The 17630-nt window shown below is 42.3% G+C and carries 17 protein-coding genes; 4 read left to right on the top strand and 13 right to left on the bottom strand.

The window, feature by feature from the left end; all coding sequences use genetic code 11:
* Positions 1-826, bottom strand: an 826-nt coding sequence (gene rlmD / locus HMPREF2867_RS03350; protein WP_070575813.1) for a 23S rRNA (uracil(1939)-C(5))-methyltransferase RlmD, incomplete at its 3' end; no start/stop codon positions are given.
* A 212-nt stretch (positions 827-1038) separates the two neighbouring features.
* Between rlmD and HMPREF2867_RS03345 the strand changes: the two genes are divergently transcribed.
* Genes HMPREF2867_RS03345 through HMPREF2867_RS03335 form a run of 3 tightly spaced genes read left to right on the top strand, consistent with a single transcriptional unit; the run spans position 1039 to position 3646 of the window.
* Positions 1039-1587 carry a carboxymuconolactone decarboxylase family protein gene (locus HMPREF2867_RS03345; RefSeq protein WP_002885920.1) on the top strand — a complete coding sequence of 183 codons (549 nt, stop codon included), beginning with the start codon at positions 1039-1041 and terminating at the stop codon, positions 1585-1587.
* A gap of 39 nt (positions 1588-1626) precedes the next feature.
* Positions 1627-2691 (top strand): acyl-CoA dehydrogenase family protein, encoded by a 1065-nt coding sequence (locus tag HMPREF2867_RS03340; RefSeq protein WP_070575810.1) that lies wholly within the window; start codon positions 1627-1629, stop codon positions 2689-2691.
* Between the two features lie 16 nt (positions 2692-2707).
* The gene (locus HMPREF2867_RS03335; RefSeq protein ID WP_070575807.1) at positions 2708-3646 is read left to right on the top strand and encodes an SLAC1 family transporter; all 939 of its coding nucleotides are present in this window, start codon (positions 2708-2710) and stop codon (positions 3644-3646) included.
* A 14-nt stretch (positions 3647-3660) separates the two neighbouring features.
* Here HMPREF2867_RS03335 and HMPREF2867_RS03330 read toward each other — a convergent pair whose 3' ends face one another.
* The 12 genes from HMPREF2867_RS03330 to HMPREF2867_RS03275 form a co-directional block, all read right to left on the bottom strand.
* A complete protein-coding gene (locus HMPREF2867_RS03330; protein ID WP_070575804.1) occupies positions 3661-5082 on the bottom strand; it encodes an LCP family protein in 1422 nt (473 codons plus the stop codon).
* Positions 5083-5093: 11 nt separating this feature from the next.
* Complete coding sequence (gene pheA / locus HMPREF2867_RS03325) at positions 5094-5918, bottom strand: prephenate dehydratase (RefSeq protein ID WP_070575801.1); 825 nt, start codon at positions 5916-5918, stop codon at positions 5094-5096.
* Positions 5909-6400, bottom strand: a complete 492-nt coding sequence (locus tag HMPREF2867_RS03320; protein WP_070575798.1) for a shikimate kinase — start codon at positions 6398-6400, stop codon at positions 5909-5911. Before HMPREF2867_RS03320 ends, pheA begins: the two co-directional genes overlap by 10 nt.
* A complete protein-coding gene (aroA, locus tag HMPREF2867_RS03315; RefSeq protein WP_003093644.1) occupies positions 6393-7676 on the bottom strand; it encodes a 3-phosphoshikimate 1-carboxyvinyltransferase in 1284 nt (427 codons plus the stop codon). The genes HMPREF2867_RS03320 and aroA overlap by 8 nt, the downstream gene beginning before the upstream one ends.
* Positions 7677-7756: 80 nt before the next feature.
* Entirely contained in the window at positions 7757-8707 is a 951-nt protein-coding gene (locus HMPREF2867_RS03310) for an L-lactate dehydrogenase (protein ID WP_070575795.1), read from the bottom strand.
* A gap of 88 nt (positions 8708-8795) precedes the next feature.
* Positions 8796-9134 carry a YlbF/YmcA family competence regulator gene (locus tag HMPREF2867_RS03305; protein WP_002890462.1) on the bottom strand — a complete coding sequence of 113 codons (339 nt, stop codon included), beginning with the start codon at positions 9132-9134 and terminating at the stop codon, positions 8796-8798.
* A 9-nt stretch (positions 9135-9143) separates the two neighbouring features.
* Positions 9144-10250 carry a prephenate dehydrogenase gene (locus tag HMPREF2867_RS03300; protein WP_070575792.1) on the bottom strand — a complete coding sequence of 369 codons (1107 nt, stop codon included), beginning with the start codon at positions 10248-10250 and terminating at the stop codon, positions 9144-9146.
* A 29-nt stretch (positions 10251-10279) separates the two neighbouring features.
* Positions 10280-11446 carry a chorismate synthase gene (aroC, locus tag HMPREF2867_RS03295; RefSeq protein ID WP_049546191.1) on the bottom strand — a complete coding sequence of 389 codons (1167 nt, stop codon included), beginning with the start codon at positions 11444-11446 and terminating at the stop codon, positions 10280-10282.
* Positions 11447-12514, bottom strand: coding sequence for a 3-dehydroquinate synthase (gene aroB, locus HMPREF2867_RS03290; RefSeq protein ID WP_070575791.1), 1068 nt, complete (start codon positions 12512-12514; stop codon positions 11447-11449). It lies immediately after the preceding gene.
* A gap of 12 nt (positions 12515-12526) precedes the next feature.
* Entirely contained in the window at positions 12527-13384 is an 858-nt protein-coding gene (locus HMPREF2867_RS03285; protein ID WP_070575788.1) for a shikimate dehydrogenase, read from the bottom strand.
* Positions 13374-14051, bottom strand: a complete 678-nt coding sequence (aroD, locus tag HMPREF2867_RS03280; protein ID WP_070575785.1) for a type I 3-dehydroquinate dehydratase — start codon at positions 14049-14051, stop codon at positions 13374-13376. Before aroD ends, HMPREF2867_RS03285 begins: the two co-directional genes overlap by 11 nt.
* Positions 14048-15211 (bottom strand): class I SAM-dependent rRNA methyltransferase, encoded by a 1164-nt coding sequence (locus HMPREF2867_RS03275; protein ID WP_022496014.1) that lies wholly within the window; start codon positions 15209-15211, stop codon positions 14048-14050. The genes aroD and HMPREF2867_RS03275 overlap by 4 nt, the downstream gene beginning before the upstream one ends.
* 161 nt (positions 15212-15372) lie before the next feature.
* On the opposite strand from HMPREF2867_RS03275, the gene HMPREF2867_RS03270 reads away from it, so the two are divergent.
* The gene (locus HMPREF2867_RS03270) at positions 15373-17553 is read left to right on the top strand and encodes an LTA synthase family protein (RefSeq protein ID WP_070575782.1); all 2181 of its coding nucleotides are present in this window, start codon (positions 15373-15375) and stop codon (positions 17551-17553) included.
* Positions 17554-17630 lie beyond the last annotated feature (77 nt).

The raw sequence follows: 17630 nt of genomic DNA, 5'->3' as shown, positions 1-17630 counted from the left end.
TCTCATAGTCATTGCCCAACATACTGTCTGTGATAGTGTCTTGACCATAAAGGGTGCGAAACTCCTTACCAAAGATAGCATTAGTGTTCTTATCGTTGATGTTTTGAATGATTGAAACGACACTTGGGTAGGCTTCCGTAATCTTAGCAATGACTTGGTCAATACGGAAAACTTTTGGTCTGGTCGTTACAAAGACCAACATCATCTGACCTGAATAATGACCACGACGAACTACCAGATGACGAATCAAACCTGTCTGCTCCTTCTCATCATAAGGTTTGAGGTCGTAGCGACGAAGTAGGTCACGAACAAAGACGATGAGTTTATCAATCTCCTTGTCTTGGATAAGGAAATCCTCGATTGGAATCAAGTCGTGCGAATTCTTGCGGTAGAAGCCTGTTTCAAGCTGACCTTTAACACGGCGAACGGGCACCTGCGCCTTATTACGGTAGGCATAAGGTGTTTCCATACCTAGTGTTTCAGCGACTTCTACGTCCGAGATACCGGCTGTTTTATAGAGGTTATCGACGACTTGTTTACGCTTGAACTTAAGTTGCTCCTCGTAAGTCATATGTCCAAAATCAGCAATCCCTGAACGGAGATAGGTTGCATCAATGTCCTGATTGCGGTTTGATGAAAGGGTCACATACTCCTCAACCTTACCAAAGCCGATATTTTTCTTTAGCTTAAGCACACGCATCTTGATGACTTCATCTGGAAGGGCATTATCCACGAAAAAGACAAAGCCATCCACCTTGGCAACGCCTGCTCCTTCATGTGTCAAATCGACAATTTCAACTTCTACAATATCGTTTTTATTTAACATAATTCAACTTTCTTTACTTTTATGGGGCTTAAACGTACCTTCAAAAGCCTTTTACTCCTTTCCATTATAGCACATATAAATCAAATTTATGGCCAGCCATAAATAATATAGATTTTTCAGAAAAGTCATACAGTGCTATCATAGGTCCATGACAAAAAATTAAACGACTCAGCTACTTGCTAGATGTCGTTTCTATATAAAGGAGAATAATCATGCCAGATATTACCATTCATACAATCGAAACTGCACCAGAAGAAGTCAAAGACGTCCTTCAAACAGTCAAAGATGCCAATGGGGGATACATTCCAAATTTGATTGGTCTCCTTGCTAATGCGCCAACTGCGCTTGAAACTTACCGTACTGTAGGTGAAATCAACCGTCGCAATTCATTGACACCAACTGAACGAGAGGTTGTTCAAATTACAGCTGCTGTTACTAATGGCTGTGCCTTCTGTGTGGCAGGTCATACAGCCTTTTCAATCAAGCAAATCCAAATGACACCTCAACTTTTGGAAGCCCTTCGTAACCGTACACCAATCGAAGACGATCCAAAACTTGATACCCTTGCTAAATTCACTATTGCCGTGATCAATACCAAAGGTGCTGTTGGTGACGAAGCCTACAATGACTTCTTGGAAGCTGGTTATACTGCTCAAAATGCCCTTGACGTTATCTTGGGTGTCAGCCTTGCTAGCTTGTGTAACTACGCTAACAATCTCGCACAAACACCGATTAACCCTGAACTTCAAGAATTCGCTTAATTCAAAAACAAAGGATAAACTAGAGGAGGACCTAAGCCTATGTCACATTTTTCAAAAGAATTCCTTACTTGGTTGGATACCAACGCTGACCATATTGACCAAGAGTCTGGACCTATTGCGGACCAACTTCTTGAAAAAATTGCTGAAAACGACGTCTTTAAAATCGGCGTACCTGCTAAGTTTGATGGCCTAGGTGGTGGTCCTACTCAAGTTGTTGATGTGCTTGATGAATTGGCACAACACTCTTTGACAGCTTCCTTTATTTCTTGGGGGCACCGTACTTTCATCGAGTATATCCTTGCGAGTGACAATGCTTATCCTCGTGAAACATGGTTGAAAGAATTGTATACCGGTGAGCGTGCTGGTGGAACTGGCTTGTCAAATGCGGTCAAATTCTTGTCAGATATTGAAGAATTGAATGTTACCATCAGTCAAGAAGGTGATGACTACTATCTTGATGGTCGTTTGCCTTGGGTGACTAACCTACGTTCTGATAAATTCGCTGCTCTCTTTGCTGCTGACTTTAAAGATGGTAGCCAACCTTGGATTATCACTATTCCATCTGAAGCTGAGGGTCTCAGCCGTTCTGAAGATTTGGAATTTGTTTCCCTTCAAGGTGCAAACACTGCCTCTCTTACTTTCGATCACGTTAAGTTAGATCCTAATTGGATCCTTTCAAAAGAAGGTACGGACTATATTGCCAAAACACGTCCGAACTTCCTTGGTTTCCAATTTGGTCTTGCCTTTGGTTTGGCCAAACGTTCTCTTGATGAGGTTGAAGCTAGTCTAAACAGTAACCGTAGCGTTCTTCGTGAAGAATTTGAAGCTACACGTGGAAATCTTCTTGCTATCCAAGACAAACTCTTTGCAGGTCTTAATGATGCCGATTATTTCATTGACAAACCACGTGAACTTTTCCAATTGCGTATCGATATCGTCGACGTCGTAGCCAACAGCCTGCTCCTCGAACTTCAGGCTAGTGGTGGTCGTGGCTATTTGAAAGAATCAGAGTCAAGCTTTATCCGTCGTTGGAATGAAGGCGTCTTCCTTCCAATTGTATCTCCGAGTGCGGTGCAGCTTCGTCACATTCTTGCAGCTAGCTAGAAAGGCCGGTGGACCAATGATGGTATTTTTTAAGAAAATTCCCTTGGCCCTATCTAGTCTAGTTCTTGCCCTCTTTAGTTTATCCAATCAAATAAGCCACTTTGCCCTGATTGCTCAGGGCATTTGGTTTCTAGCCAGTATCGGTTTTATACTTATACTAGGTCGCTTGATTCTTGGATTTGAACAAGTAAGGGAAGATTTGCGAAATCCAGTCATTGCTTCGGCCTTTGCTAGTTTCTTTATGGCTGCCTTTCTATTTGCCAGCCGCCTCCCACTAGCTCAAACAGGATTGAGTGTGACTTGGCTTGGACTCCTTGGACTTTATATTGCCTATATTATTTTTTTCAGTCTGCGTTTTTTACGCCCATTTTCTTTGAATCAAGTCTATCCAAGCTGGTTCGTGGTCTACGTTGGCCCTGCTATCAGTCTTGTGACAGTACCGGCTAGTGTTCCTACTAGCATCAAGGGACTTATTCTGGGAGTAACGGGATTAGCGACTCTGTCCCTCTTTCCACTTGTTTTATGGAGAATGAGACAGATAGCCATCCCTCACCTATATCAGCCTATACTTGCCATTTTAGCAGCACCTCTGGCCCTTCTCATTACCAGCTCAATCAAGAGTAATCAAAGACCTGCAACTATCATTTTACTTGCCCTACTTTTATTCTCACAAGCATTCTTTTTCTATGCTCTTAATCTCTTTGTAAAACTGGTTAGAAAAGGCTTTATGCCACTTTTTGCAGCTTTTAGCTTTCCCTTGGTCAATAGTGTCAATGCTTTTAAGGCAGCTACCACCAGTCTGGGTTTAGTCAATCCAGCTACCCAATTGATTTATAAGGTAGAGTTCGTCATTATTCTCGTTATCATGACCTATTTGCTCTATCATTTTCTAAAACTCTTATACATGGCGCTTATACAAGCTCTTAATACCAAAAAAGAAGCAGGTTCAGTGTGAACCTGCTTCTTTTCTTATCTAAATCCTAGTTCTTTTAATTTTGCCTGATAAGTGTCAAAATCAATTTCAATCCCTTGACCGCCATACAAATCATAGCTATCAATCCAATCACCATCCGAAGGAATGGTTTGCGAATTGATCCCTTTTTTGAAACTACCGGCATTTGAAAGTCCCAAGTCCAACATGTCTGTCATACTCATATTGGTTGAGGTCAGTGAGTAGACCTTCCCCAAAGCCTCAGGCCCTTTGAAGAGGCTAAGTGGATTCTTAAGCTGTTTCATGACAGCCTGCATCACTTGTTGCTGGCGCTTGGTACGGCCATAATCTCCCTCGTCATCCTTACGGAAACGGGCATAATTCAGAAGGGTGCGGCCATCCATATCTTGTTTACCAACTTTAATGGTTTGATTTGGCACGTGACCGTTCTTGTCCATCTTCAAATCATCTGGGACTTGAACCGAAGACACTTTTTTACCATCAATGGTCGCAAACTTCGCATTGATTTCTACACCATTTGGGAAGAGGGTATCAACCCCTGTCGCAAAGGTTTCAAAGTCAACCATGGCATAGTACTTGATATCAATATCAAAGTTTCGTTTGAGCGTCTCACGCATGAGCTCTGCTCCTTGATGATTATTTTGCTCACCAATATTGAAAGCCGTATTGAGTTTCAAGTCCTGAGAATAGTCGGTTTCTGAAGCCCCCTTGATATTGACTAAGGTGTCTCGCATAAAGCTAACCATCTTAACCTTACCTTCTTTATTGCCCACATTGACCACCATAATGGAATCTGTTCTGGCATCGGTAGATTCTTGGCTAACGCGTTGGTCAGAACCTAGAATAAGGATATTAACCCCATCCTTAGTATCCTTGCCATTAAAGGTCTCAACTATGGCAGGCTGGTATGATTTACCATTATTACCCGCAGCAGAAAGGTCTGTTCCCTTGTAAAATTGATAGGCCATGGCTATCACTAAGAACACAACTCCAAGACTCAAGCAACTAAGCACCAGCTTAACAACTTTCTTGAGCCTTCTCTTTTTCTTTGGTCGCTTCTTCTTGTCTACTTGCGACTTGGACCTTGGAGCCGACGTTGCTGAAGGAGTTGCTTGCCTTTGAACCTTTTTACGTTTAGGTTTACTTTGAGCGACTTCCTCCCGATAGACGGGCAAACCTTCCTCAGTTAGCTGATTGACAGACTCATAATCACGTTCTTGATAGTAGTCAGAACGATTGTCATAAGGCTGGCGCCATGCTGCTTGATAGTTCTCTATTTGCGCTTGATACCGCCGCTCAGCTTCATAGGCATCCAACTTTCCTTGAAGATAATTGAATTCTGAGGCCTGCTGTCCATTCAGGTGAGCAAGATTTTTTAAAAGATAGCTGTAACGTAACCGTTCATGATGCGTAAACGGTCCATTGTTAGATTTGGTCATAAGATTTCCCTTTAAATTTCATAGACTTGGTAAGCACCCAAGATTTTATATCCAATTCCAACTGCAGTCAGCTCTTCAAGAGCGAACTGAGCCAACTTTTCCTTTGTATAATCACAATCAATAATAAAGAAATACTCGCCAAGTACCGTCTTCAAAGGACGACTTTCTATCTTGGTCAAGTCAATGCCTCGCCAGGCAAAGGTCGATAAGGCCTTGTAAAGTGCCCCTGGCATATTGTCAGGCAGGGTCAAGGCCAGCGTTAATTTGCAGTCAATCGGATTGAGCGGAATCTCAGGAACGGTGTTCCCCAACACCCAAAAGCGGGTATAATTCTTTTCAATCTCCTGAATATCCTTAGCCAAGATTTGAAGACCGTATTCCTTAGCAGCTGCATGCGGAGCGATAGCCGCATATGGCTGATCTGGATTATCAGCGACAAAACGCGCCGCAAAGGCTGTACTTGCTGTTGTCTCAATCTTAGCATGTGGAAAATGCTGTTTAATATACTTTTTCCCTTGGGCAATGGCCTGTGGGTGTGAGAAGATTTTCTCAATTTTCTCATGATGTTTAGTCGCCATCAACTGCTGTTTGATAGGCTGAACAATCTCTGCCACAGCACGAATATCGGCCTGATGGAAGAGATAGTCTAAACTCTCATGAACAGAGCCCTCGATGGAATTTTCCACCGGAATGACCGCATAATCCACACGTCCCTCTTCATAAGACTTGATAACCTCGGTAATGGTACCTAGAGAAACCAATTCTGCCTCAGGAAAAGCCTTTAAGGCTGCATTATGCGTAAACGACCCACTTGGGCCCAAATAACCTACATACATTTGATAAACCTTGCTACTTCTTCTGGCGTTCGGTTATCAACTGTGACAACCAAATCTGCTAAATCTTGATAGAGTGCCATTCGACCGTCGTAAATAGCCTTAAAATCCTCTTTTGAATGATTGAGAAAGAGGGGGCGTTGATTTTTGGTATCCTTTTCAATGCGATCATAAACCACATCGAAAGAAGCATGGAGCCAAACGTTATGTTTCCGATTCTTCATCAAGAGCTGACGATTACGCTCTGTTACAACGACACCACCTCCAGTAGAGATGATGACATCATCTCCCTCTTGGAGAAGTTCTTCCAAAGTCTCAGACTCAATCTGACGAAAGGCTGCTTCACCTTCTTTTGCAAAAAAATCAGCAATGGACATGCCGATTTTCTCCTCGATGACCTGATCCATATCCACGAAACGACCATCCAGGTATGGGGCGACGGAACTCTTACCAACTCCCATAAAGCCCAATAAAACTTTAGCCATTGAGCAATCCTTCCAAGTCACTAAAGAAGCTTGGGTAACTTGTATTGATAGCTTCCGCACGTTGCAAGTCAACCTCACCGTCTTGAACCAAGAGGGCAGCAATAGCTGTCATCATACCAATACGGTGGTCTCCAAAGGTATTGACCTCTGCCCCATGAAGAGCCGTCTTACCAGTGATAATCATACCATCCTCAGTTGGTACAATATCAGCCCCCATAGCATTCAAGGCATCTGCCACCACCTGAATACGATCGGTCTCTTTGACCTTGAGTTCTTCAGCATCACGAATCACTGTCTTACCTTGGGCTTGTGTCGCCAAGAGTGTAATAATCGGAAGTTCATCAATCAAACGTGGAATGATATCTCCACCAATTTCAGTTCCTTTAAGTTCTGAAGTTTCAACCGTAATAGTCGCAGATTTGGCAACCTGGTCAATATCTGAAAGGGTAATTTTACCACCCATATCTTTGATCACATCAATGATACCCGTACGTGTCTCGTTGATGCCGACATTTTCCAAGACAATCTTAGAGTTAGGTACCACGAGTCCCGCTACCAACCAAAAGGCAGCTGAAGAAATGTCACCTGGAACCACTACTTCTTGAGCAGTAAAGCTTTGGCCACCAGAAATACGAATTTCCTTACCATCTACTTGAAGCTGACCGCCAAACTGCTGAATCATATCTTCCGTATGATTACGTGTTTTTTCCTTTTCAATGATGACAGATTCGCCATCAGCTTGAAGCGCTGCAAAAATAAGAGCAGACTTTACCTGAGCAGAGGCCACAGGCAATTGGTAATGAATAGGTTTAAGGGACTTGCTACCGTGCATTTTCAATGGTGGCAAATCACGGTCTGTTTGACCTGAAACCTCTACACCCATCTGACGCAAGGGAATGGTCACACGGTCCATCGGACGTTTTGAAAGGGAATCATCTCCAAACATTTCCACATCAAAATCTTGACCTGCAAGCACACCTGAAATCAAGCGAATCGATGTTCCAGAGTTACCCATGTCCAATTTGTTTTGAGGAGCCTTGAGACCATCAAAACCAACACCGTGAATGCGAACCACATCACCATCATCCTCGATAGTCACACCCAGATCACGAAAGACCTGCATGGTTGAGAGGACATCCTCACCTCGTAAAATATCACGAACAGTTGTCACACCTTTGGCAAGACTTCCGAACATAATCGAACGGTGACTGATTGACTTGTCACCAGGGATACGCAAGCTGCCATGAAGACCTTGTGCCTTGGTTTCTAGTTTCATAGGTTACTCCTGAAAAATTTATAGTTGCTCTCATTATACCATAATTAAAAGCCTAACCATAGACTGAATTGTCAAAATATTCACTCTCTAGTATTAGTATACTTTTCTCTTAGCAAGGCAACTGCCTCTTGAACACGGTTCCGAATTAAGTTAGCAGACTCCTCCAAGAGACGATCTTCCTCAGCCGACAAAGACAAGTGAACAGGTGCAACCACCCCTTGACGTCCTAAAATAACTGGATAGCCAAGGTAGGTCTGATAAGTTGCTTGATAGCTCGATACCGCCACTTCTTCTTGAGCATCAGAAAGGATAATAGATACCAAACGAAGAGCAGCACTGGCAATGCCGTATGAAGTATAGCCCTTACCATAAAAGACCTTGTGGCCACCCTTCATAGAAGCCATAAAAAGATTTTGACGCTCTTCTTCACTGGTCAATGCTGTAATATCTTGACCTTTGACCTTGACTTGACTCCAGGCTGTAAATTGGGAATTCCCATGTTCGCCAAGATTGTAGCCGGATACTGATTTTGGATTGACTGATAAATCATCTCCTACCGCTGCCTTCATTCTAGCTGTATCGAGTAGAGTCCCTGTCCCAATCACACGTTCTCTTGGCCAACCTGTGAACTCTTGATAGAGGGCTGATACAGCATCTACAGGGTTTGAGATAACCAAGAGTATGCCTTTAAAATCCAATTTTTTGAGTTCCTGAGAAACCTGATAAACAGTTTCTCGGGTAAATGGAAATTCAGCAAAACGGTCCTCACCGGCATTATGCTGTAACTGAATATTTCCAAGGGATGAAATAATCACATCAGCATCTTCAAGTGCTGCATAATCATTAACCACGATGTTGGCATAGCTAGGCAGATTGGCCATAGCATCTTTAAAATCCTGGGCATCCGCCTCAGCCTTTTTCTCATTGATATCTATAAAGACATAACTATCAGCCAAACCTTGAGCAATAGCTCCATGAGCTACCGCAGCTCCAACATTTCCCATACCAATAATTCCAATTTTACGAGCCATCATTTTCCTCCTTAATATTTGATCTTCATTCTTAGAGAATCTCTTTTGAATGCAGAAAAGGGCCTGTCAACTGACACACCCTCTCTGATTAACTATTCAATTCTTGCAAAGGTTTGAAGATGATACGTTCAATATCATTCAAATAAACAGACAAACCTTGTTGTGCAGCCAAGTATTCTTTCAAAAGTGCATTAGCTTCTACCTTTTGACCCAATTCTTGAACAGCTGCTTGTTCTTCTGCAGTTGGCATTGTGCCAGCTTGCATTTTAGCATAGAAATCCTCTTGGAAATCAGTAAACTCTTTGAAAAGAGCGCTAGCCTCAGCATCAGCTGCAATCGCTTCTTTTTTCTCTACCAAAGTTTTGTACTCAGGAAGGGCACGAATGCCACGTTCCAACTCATTTGCTAAATCATAAATATTTGTCATTTTATTCTCCTAGGCGATCACCACATGATAATCCGTATTGGCTTCAATAACAGTCTTAGCATGTGTGCGATCTTTTTCATTTTTAAAAGTAATTTGTAGGATACCGTGAATATCCTCACGATTTTCCTCATTAATACGAAGGTTAACCAAAGACGTTCCTCGCAGCAATTCCATAATGCTAAGGATAACGTCTTCTCGGTCAGGCACATCCACAAAAATATCGAAGGCACTTTCCACGCCACCTTTTTTGTGGATCTCCATCTCTTTACGTTTCTTACGACCGTTGTCAAAGAACTCCCAAATGGCATTCTCATCTTCAGCCTTAATCAAGTCGGCCACATGGTCCAAACGTTTTTTGAAATCTTCAATACGATCCAAAACAGCTGGCCCATTGGTCATGAGAATGGAAGCCCACATGCCAGGTTCACTTTCTGCAATACGGGTCATATCTCGGAAACCCCCAGCCGCAAAGTGATTGGTCATCTCGTGAGCCTGAGCATAATCAGCTGCCTGCTCCATAAGTCCAGAAGCCAAAAGATGTGGAAAATGACTGATTTGACTGGTTACACGGTCATGTTCAGCCGCATCAAGCTCCACAAATCGTGACTTAAGCCCTGACAAGATGTCCTTAAGTTCAGGGATAGTTGTCTCTCTTGTTAGACTCGTCGGTGTGAAAATATAATAAGCATTTTCGAAAAGTGTCACGTCAGCTGCAATAGCCCCTGATTTATGGGAACCGGCCATAGGGTGAGAACCTACAAACTGAACATTTTTACCTGTTAGGTAACGTTCAGCTGCCTCAACGATATCCAACTTAGTAGACCCTGCTTCTGTGATGATGACATCATCTTTGAGCTCCAAGTCAGCCAACTCCTTCAAGTAGGCCACGGTTTGCTTAATTGGCACTGCAAGGATAATAACATCCGCGAAGGGAGCAAATTCTTTGAAATCACTTGTCGCACGGTCAACGATGCCACGCTCAAGTGCAATATTTCGAGAATAGTCAGAGCGATTATATCCAAGAATCTCATAATCAGGATGGTCCCTTTTAATCCCTAAGGCCAAGGAGCCACCAATCAAGCCCAATCCTGCGATATAAATAGTTTTCTTACTCATTACTACTCCCATCTATTGTCTGATGCTGCTTAAAAGTTTTTCACATAGTCACGGTGACGTGCTACCGCTTCTTTCAATTCTTCCATGTTGTCAGAAGAAAATTTGTCCAAGATTTCATTGGCTACAACTGTAGCAACTACGGATTCCATAACGACACCCGCTGCAGGCAAGGCCGTTGGATCTGAACGCTCAACTGTTGCCTTGTAAGGTTCGTGTGTTTCGATATCTACTGACATCAATGGCTTGTAAAGGGTTGGAATAGGTTTCATAACCCCACGGACCACAATCGGTTGCCCGTTGGTCATACCACCTTCAAAACCACCAAGGTTGTTAGTGCGACGCGTATAGCCATCCTCTTCATTCCAGAGAATCTCGTCCATTACTTGAGAGCCCTTGAGGTAGCCATCCTTGAAACCAAGACCAAATTCTACACCCTTGAAGGCATTGATAGATACAATTGCTTGAGCAATCTTGGCATCAAGTTTGGTATCCCATTGGACATAAGAACCAAGGCCAACAGGGACGCCGCCAACAACAGTTTCAACGACACCACCGATTGTGTCTCCCTCTTTTTTGATTTGGTCAATGTAATCTTTTATTTCTTGTTCACGTTCTTGGTTAACAACTGAAATCTCTGATTGTTGAGCCAATTCCTTGATTTGAGCGACTGTCAAATTCTCTGGCACATCAATTTCCTTACCACCAAAGACAACGACATGGTTGGCAATTTCAATATCAAGCTCAGCCAAGATACGTTTAGCGACAGCACCTACTGCCACACGCATAGTTGTTTCACGCGCACTAGAACGTTCCAAAGAATTACGCAAATCATCGAAACGGTACTTCATTCCACCAACCAAGTCAGCATGTCCTGGACGTGGGTGAGTGATTTTACGTTTGGTTTTCAAACGATCCTCAATATCTTCCACAGCCATGATGTCCAACCATTTTTGATGATCCTTATTGATGACATGAAGGGTGATTGGAGCCCCTGTTGTTTTCCCATGACGAACACCAGAAGTGATTTCAACCTTATCAGACTCAATTTTCATACGGCCACCACGACCATAGCCACCTTGGCGACGTTTCAAATCGCCATTGATATCTTCAGCCGTCAAGGGAAGACCTGCTGGAACACCTTCGATAATTGCTGTTAAACGTGGGCCGTGAGACTCACCTGCTGTTAAATATCTCATTTATTTCTCCAAGTACTCTTTCATTTCAACTAAAGGAATTTGATTGATAGCTGCCTTACCAATCTCTGGAACGATAACTGTCTTAATGCTATTACCACGGGCTTTTTTGTCATGTGTGAGGGCTGTGTAAAGCTCCTCAACACGCCATGGCTCATAGTCCACTGGCAAGCCAAACTTAACACACATCTCAGCAATTTGACGTGTGATTCCCTTAGGCATCAGACCTTTTTCCTCAGCAACTCGTGAAATCTGAACCATTCCGATAGCCACCGCTTCACCGTGCATGACTTTACCGTAACCAGCTGTTTGTTCAACGGCATGCCCAATCGTATGACCAAAGTTTAGATACATACGAACGCCACCTTCAAACTCGTCTTCAACCACTACTTTACGCTTAACATTACATGAACGATAAATGATGGTTTCAGAGTTTTCTAGGATACTGTGAACTGAACCATCAATGCTTTCAAGCAAGTACCAAAGCTCAGGATCGTCAATTAAACCGTATTTGACAACCTCACCCATACCTTCAATCAATTCACGTTTACCAAGTGTCTCAAGAACATTAGGGTCAATCAAAACCCCATCAGGCTGAGCAAAAGTTCCCACGATATTTTTAGCAAATGGTGTGTTCACACCTGTCTTACCACCAATAGATGAATCCACCTGGGCAGTTAGACTAGTTGGAACCTGAACGAAGTGAATCCCACGCATATAGGTCGAAGCGACAAAGCCTGCCAAATCACCAACAACGCCACCACCAAGAGCAAGAATCCCATCACTACGAGTCATGCCATTCTTAATCAAAAACTCATAAGCCTTATTAACAGTTTTAAGATTTTTACTTGCTTCACCTTCTAAGAAATCAAAAACGACTACCTCAAAACCTTCGTGCTCCAAGCTAAGCTTAACTTTTTCTGCATATAGAGCTCCCACATGATTGTCCGTGATAAGTGCAATCTTTTGTGGTTCCCAAAGTGACTTCACCCATTGACCGACGGTCTTAAGGGCTCCTTTTTCAATAATAATGTCATAAGGGTTATGCGTTAAATTTACCTCTAGTTTCATAGTCGTCCCCTCCTAGCTATTGTAAATATTTTCTAATTCCTGCCAAATGGCGTCTGTTGGCATGTCCTTGCCGGTCCACAATTTAAAGGCACCTGCCGCTTGATGAAGCAACATGCCAAGTCCATTCACAGCCTCGATTCCCTGTTTCCTAGCCAAGGCCAAGAAAGGTGTTTCAAAAGGCTGATAAATGATATCAGCAACTAAGAGTCCCTTAGGAAATTTTGTGTCTGTAGGAATGGGCAAGGATTCGCCATCCATCCCAACACTCGTCGCATTCACCAATAAATCAGCCTGGCCTAGTTCCTCTTGAAAATACTCAAGATCATTTAAAGCATGAAACTCCAAGTGGCAAGTTGCCTGTTCAAGTAAGGACTTAAAACTTTCTTTTGCCTTATCCAATGACTGAGGGCGAACATAGACACTGACTTTTTTTGCACCATCAAGAACTGCCTGCGTCACAATAGCTTTAGCGGCACCACCAGCACCCAAAATCATCAGATGAGCGTCTCTAGGGCTAAAGTCCTTTAGACTAGCAAAGAAGCCAAAACCGTCCGTATTATGACCAATCAAATGACCATCACGATTAACAACTGTATTGACGGCACCAATCAGTTGAGCTGCAGGACTAATTTCATCCAAAAAAGGAATGACTGCTTCCTTATATGGCATCGACAAGTTGATACCGAACATGTTGTAACGTCTAATATCTTCAACTGTCTCGGCTAGGTCTGACTCTGGAATCTCCCAGGCCACATAAACACCATTAACCCGTGTCTTTTCGAAGGCCGAATTATGAATGAATGGTGAAATGGAATGCTTGATAGGATTGGCAACAACAGCCGCTAGGCGTGTGTGTCCATCAATCTGCATCCAAAACCTCCCTGATTCTACGCATATCTGCAAGACCAACTTGTCCCGGAGCACTAGCATTGTCAAGACTAGCAAAGGTCCATGATGACCCCACCAAATCTCCCGCAAAACGTGACAAACGACCTAGTTTCCCCATTGACATGGTTACAAACTCTTGCTCACGATTAAAGGCTTTAAAGCCACGTGTGAAGTTCATAAGGTCAAGAACATCCTGCTCATGCTTAGGCATAACCGCCACCTTAACCACCCTTGGCGTTAGGTTTGTCATTTCTGACAAAAGCTCCATGAGGTTTTCAGGTGTCTCCTCAAAGTTATGATAAGACAAAACCAAGTTTGAAAAATCCAGCATTTGGTCAAAGACAGCCTTACGAGTGAAATACTCAAAATCAATATAATCTGGCGAATAGATAGCAGCTACATCCTTAATTAGTGCGATGTATTCCGCATCCGTTAACTCAAGCTTGCCACCCTCACGCGTCGTACGGATGGTAAAGACAATCTCAAAGCCTGCGAATTTCTCGAAAATAGCCGGAGCAACCGTTAAGATACTATCCTTATCTAAAAAATCTGCACGCCATTCTATAATGTCTGCCCCCTCAAAACGAGACAGTTCAAGCTCTTGTGCCTCCTCTAAACTAGTTGGCATAATCGGAACTACAATTTTCATTTATTTACCTTTATTGTGTATACTTTCAAATAATTTGATGTTGGATCATTAGGATTGACGGTAAAATCCGCTGGTAATTGTTGCAGGTTAACGAAGTCCGCTGAAACATCTCCCAAGCCCTTACGGAGTTGTTTTTTAAACTGTTGCACGGTCATATTAGCAGCATTGGTACTTGCGATGATTGTCCCATGCTCTGATAAAATATCAAGACTCTGTGCAATTAACTTGTGGTAATCCTTATTTGCTGAGAAAGTGCGTTTCTTATTTCGAGCAAAGCTTGGCGGATCGATGACGATAAGGTCATAAGATAAGCCTTTTTTCTTTGCATATTTGAAATAATCGAAGACATCCATCACGACCAAGCGATGATTGTCCATACTGAAACCATTAGCTTCAAAATGAGCCGTCGATAATTCACGTGAACGCTTAGCCAAATCAACTGATGTCGTTTCAACCGCTCCACCCATAGCCGCAGCAACTGAAAAAGCTGCCGTATAGGAGAACATATTCAAAACTGATTTACCCAAAGCTAGGCCATTAACTAAACCATCACGCACTTCATGCTGATCAAGGAAAATTCCCGTCATTAGCCCATCATTGAGGAAAACTTCATAAGAGACCCCATTTTCTAAAATGGTGAAGGTATCAGCCGCCTCCTGCCCAAAAAGATGGTCTGATTCGAAATCAAGACCCTTGAAGCGGATTTTCTCATAGCCTCCCAAGACCTCAGGAAAGACCGTTTGGAAAGCCTCTACAATAACATCCTTCAAGGAATAAACAAAGGCATTGTACCATGAAAAGAGGGCATAATCCCCATATAAATCAATTGTGAGTCCACCAAAATCGTCACCATCTTGGTTGAAAAGACGAAAAGCTGTCGTCAACTCATTATCATAATAGGATTGACGTTTGGCCTTAGCCCTTTCAAAAAGTCCTTGAAAATAAGTCACTGTCAATTTTTCTTTATTAGGGGACAGAAACCATCCTATCCCCTTATTTTGACTTGACAAATAGCCCGTTCCTAAAAAATCTTTGGACTGGCTATAAAGGTAAACCAACTGATTATTTTCAGTTATATTTGGAAAATCTTCCGCTAAAAGAAGCTGTTTTCCTTGTTTGATTTTTTTCTCCGCAAAGGGACTTACCGTCAATATACTCATGTTACTATTATACCAAAAAAATGCTATTATTTCTGTTTCGTAACTAGATTTTATCAATTATATGTCAAGGAATATCACACTCAATGGCAGTAAATTTTTGAGAGTCATTATCTTATTTGGTATAATGATTAAGATAATATAGAATCAAAGGAAGTATTACTTTGAAAAAAATTACTGAAGCCTTTTGGAAAGGAGTTTCATCAAGACTTGGATTTATCCTCTTGTTACTCTTCTTTTACTGGCTAAAAACCATATTCGCTTATTACGTCAACATTAATCTTGAGTTGGAAAGCAGATATCAGGTTATGCTTTCGCTGATTAACCCTATTCCACTAGGATTAATGCTTCTAGGTTTAGGACTATACTTCAAGAAACGACGTTTCTTTTATAGCATTACCATTGCTATCTATGTCATCCTTAACCTCTTACTTATCGCTAATGTGATTTACTTTGGAGAGTTTACAGACTTCATCACTGTAAATACCATTCTAGCAAGTTCTAGTTCAGCAGCAGGACTAGGAGACTCCGCCAAGAACCTTCTTGAGCCAAGCTATCTCTTCTACCTGATTGATGTACCTTTCTTCATCTATGCTAGTTTCAGGAAGAAGCTTAAGATGGACAGCAAGCCATTTAACAAACGAGCTAGTTTTGCCGTCACTGCACTGTCGACACTCCTTCTCTCAGTTAACCTCTTCTTAGCGGAAGTTAACCGTGGCGAGTTGTTGACACGTGGTTTCTCAAATAACTATATTGTTCGTGCTATGGGGATTCCCTTCTTCACAGCCTATTCTGGTAACTTAACTTATCAGGCCTCACAGGCTCGTTCATCTGCAACAGCTGAGGATATGAAAAAGGTTGAAGCTTACGTTAAAGAGCACTATGCAGCACCTGATCCTAAGTATTATGGAATTGCTAAAGGAAGAAACGTCATCGTTATTCACCTGGAAAGCTTCCAACAGTTCCTCATTGATTACAAGCTCAAAGTAGACGGTCAAGACTATGAGGTTACACCATTCATCAATTCCATTTACCACTCAAACGAAACCCTAGCCTTTTCAAACTTCTTCCACCAAGTTAAATCAGGGAAAACTTCTGATGCTGAAACCTTGATGGAAACGTCTCTCTTTGGACTAAGCACAGGCTCATACATGGTAAACTATGGTGGTACCAATACAGCCTATGCTGCACCATCTATCCTAGCTCAAACAGGTGGCTATACGTCAGCTGTTTTCCACGGAAACACTGGATCCTTCTGGAATCGTAATAACACCTATAAACAATGGGGGTATAATTACTTCTTTGACTCATCAGCCTTCACTGAAAAAACTGATGAAAACTCATTCCAGTATGGTCTAAATGACAAGTACATGTTCCCAGATTCCATCAAATATCTGGAACAAATGCAACAACCTTTCTACGTTAAATACCTTACAGTATCTAACCACTACCCATACACTTCACTCTCAGGCGATGAAAAGGAACAAGGTTTCCCACTCGCTGAAACAAAAGATGAGACAGTCAACGGATATTTTGCAACAGCTAACTATCTTGACTCAGCAATCAAAGACTTCTTTGATTACCTTAAGGAAACCGGTCTTTACGACAACTCGATTATTGTCATGTACGGTGACCACTATGGTATCTCTGATACACGAAGCAGCAATCTTGCTGAACTTCTCGGTAAGAACCCTGAAACTTGGTCAAACTATGATAAGGCCATGCTTCAACGTGTTCCTTACATGATTCATATTCCAGGATATACTGGTGGTGGCATCTCTAACACCTTTGGCGGTGAGGTCGATGCCCTTCCAACTCTCCTTCACATTCTTGGTGTTGACACTAGCTCTTATATCCAGATGGGACAAGACCTCCTATCTCCTGATAATAAGCAAACCGTCGCATTTAGGACCTCAGGTCAATATGTTACTCCTCAATACACCAGCTACTCTGGTCGACTTTATAACACTCAAACAGGGGAAGAAATTACCAACCCTGATGAGACAACTAAAAAAGATAACGAAGCCATTCGTAAGGCAGTAGCAACTCAGCTTTCGATGAGTGACGCTGTTCAAACAGGTGACCTTCTTCGTTTCTATACGCCAAACGGTTTGAAGCATGTTGATTCTAGCAAGATTTCCTACACTAAACAGATGGATCAACTAAAAGAAATCAATAAAAAGCTGAAAGATAAATCAACCAGCCTCTACAAACAAAAAGGCAATAAATCAACAGCTAATCTATTCAAGACCCCATCTTACAAGGAACTACATCCTGCAGAATCTGAATCAAGCTCAAGTTCAAGTGAATCAGAGCCAAGTAGCTCTTCAACGGAACAACAATAAACCTTAAAAGCAGTCCTGTTTGGACTGCCTTTTTAGATTAAACAGGCTCTTTGTCAACTGTAGTGGGTGACGAAAAG

It is taken from the genome of Streptococcus sp. HMSC064H09 (genome assembly GCF_001812625.1).
In the GTDB taxonomy this organism is placed as follows: Bacteria; Bacillota; Bacilli; order Lactobacillales; family Streptococcaceae; genus Streptococcus.
Note: the sequence above shows the minus strand (reverse complement) of the source record. Positions and strands in the feature narration are given on the sequence as shown.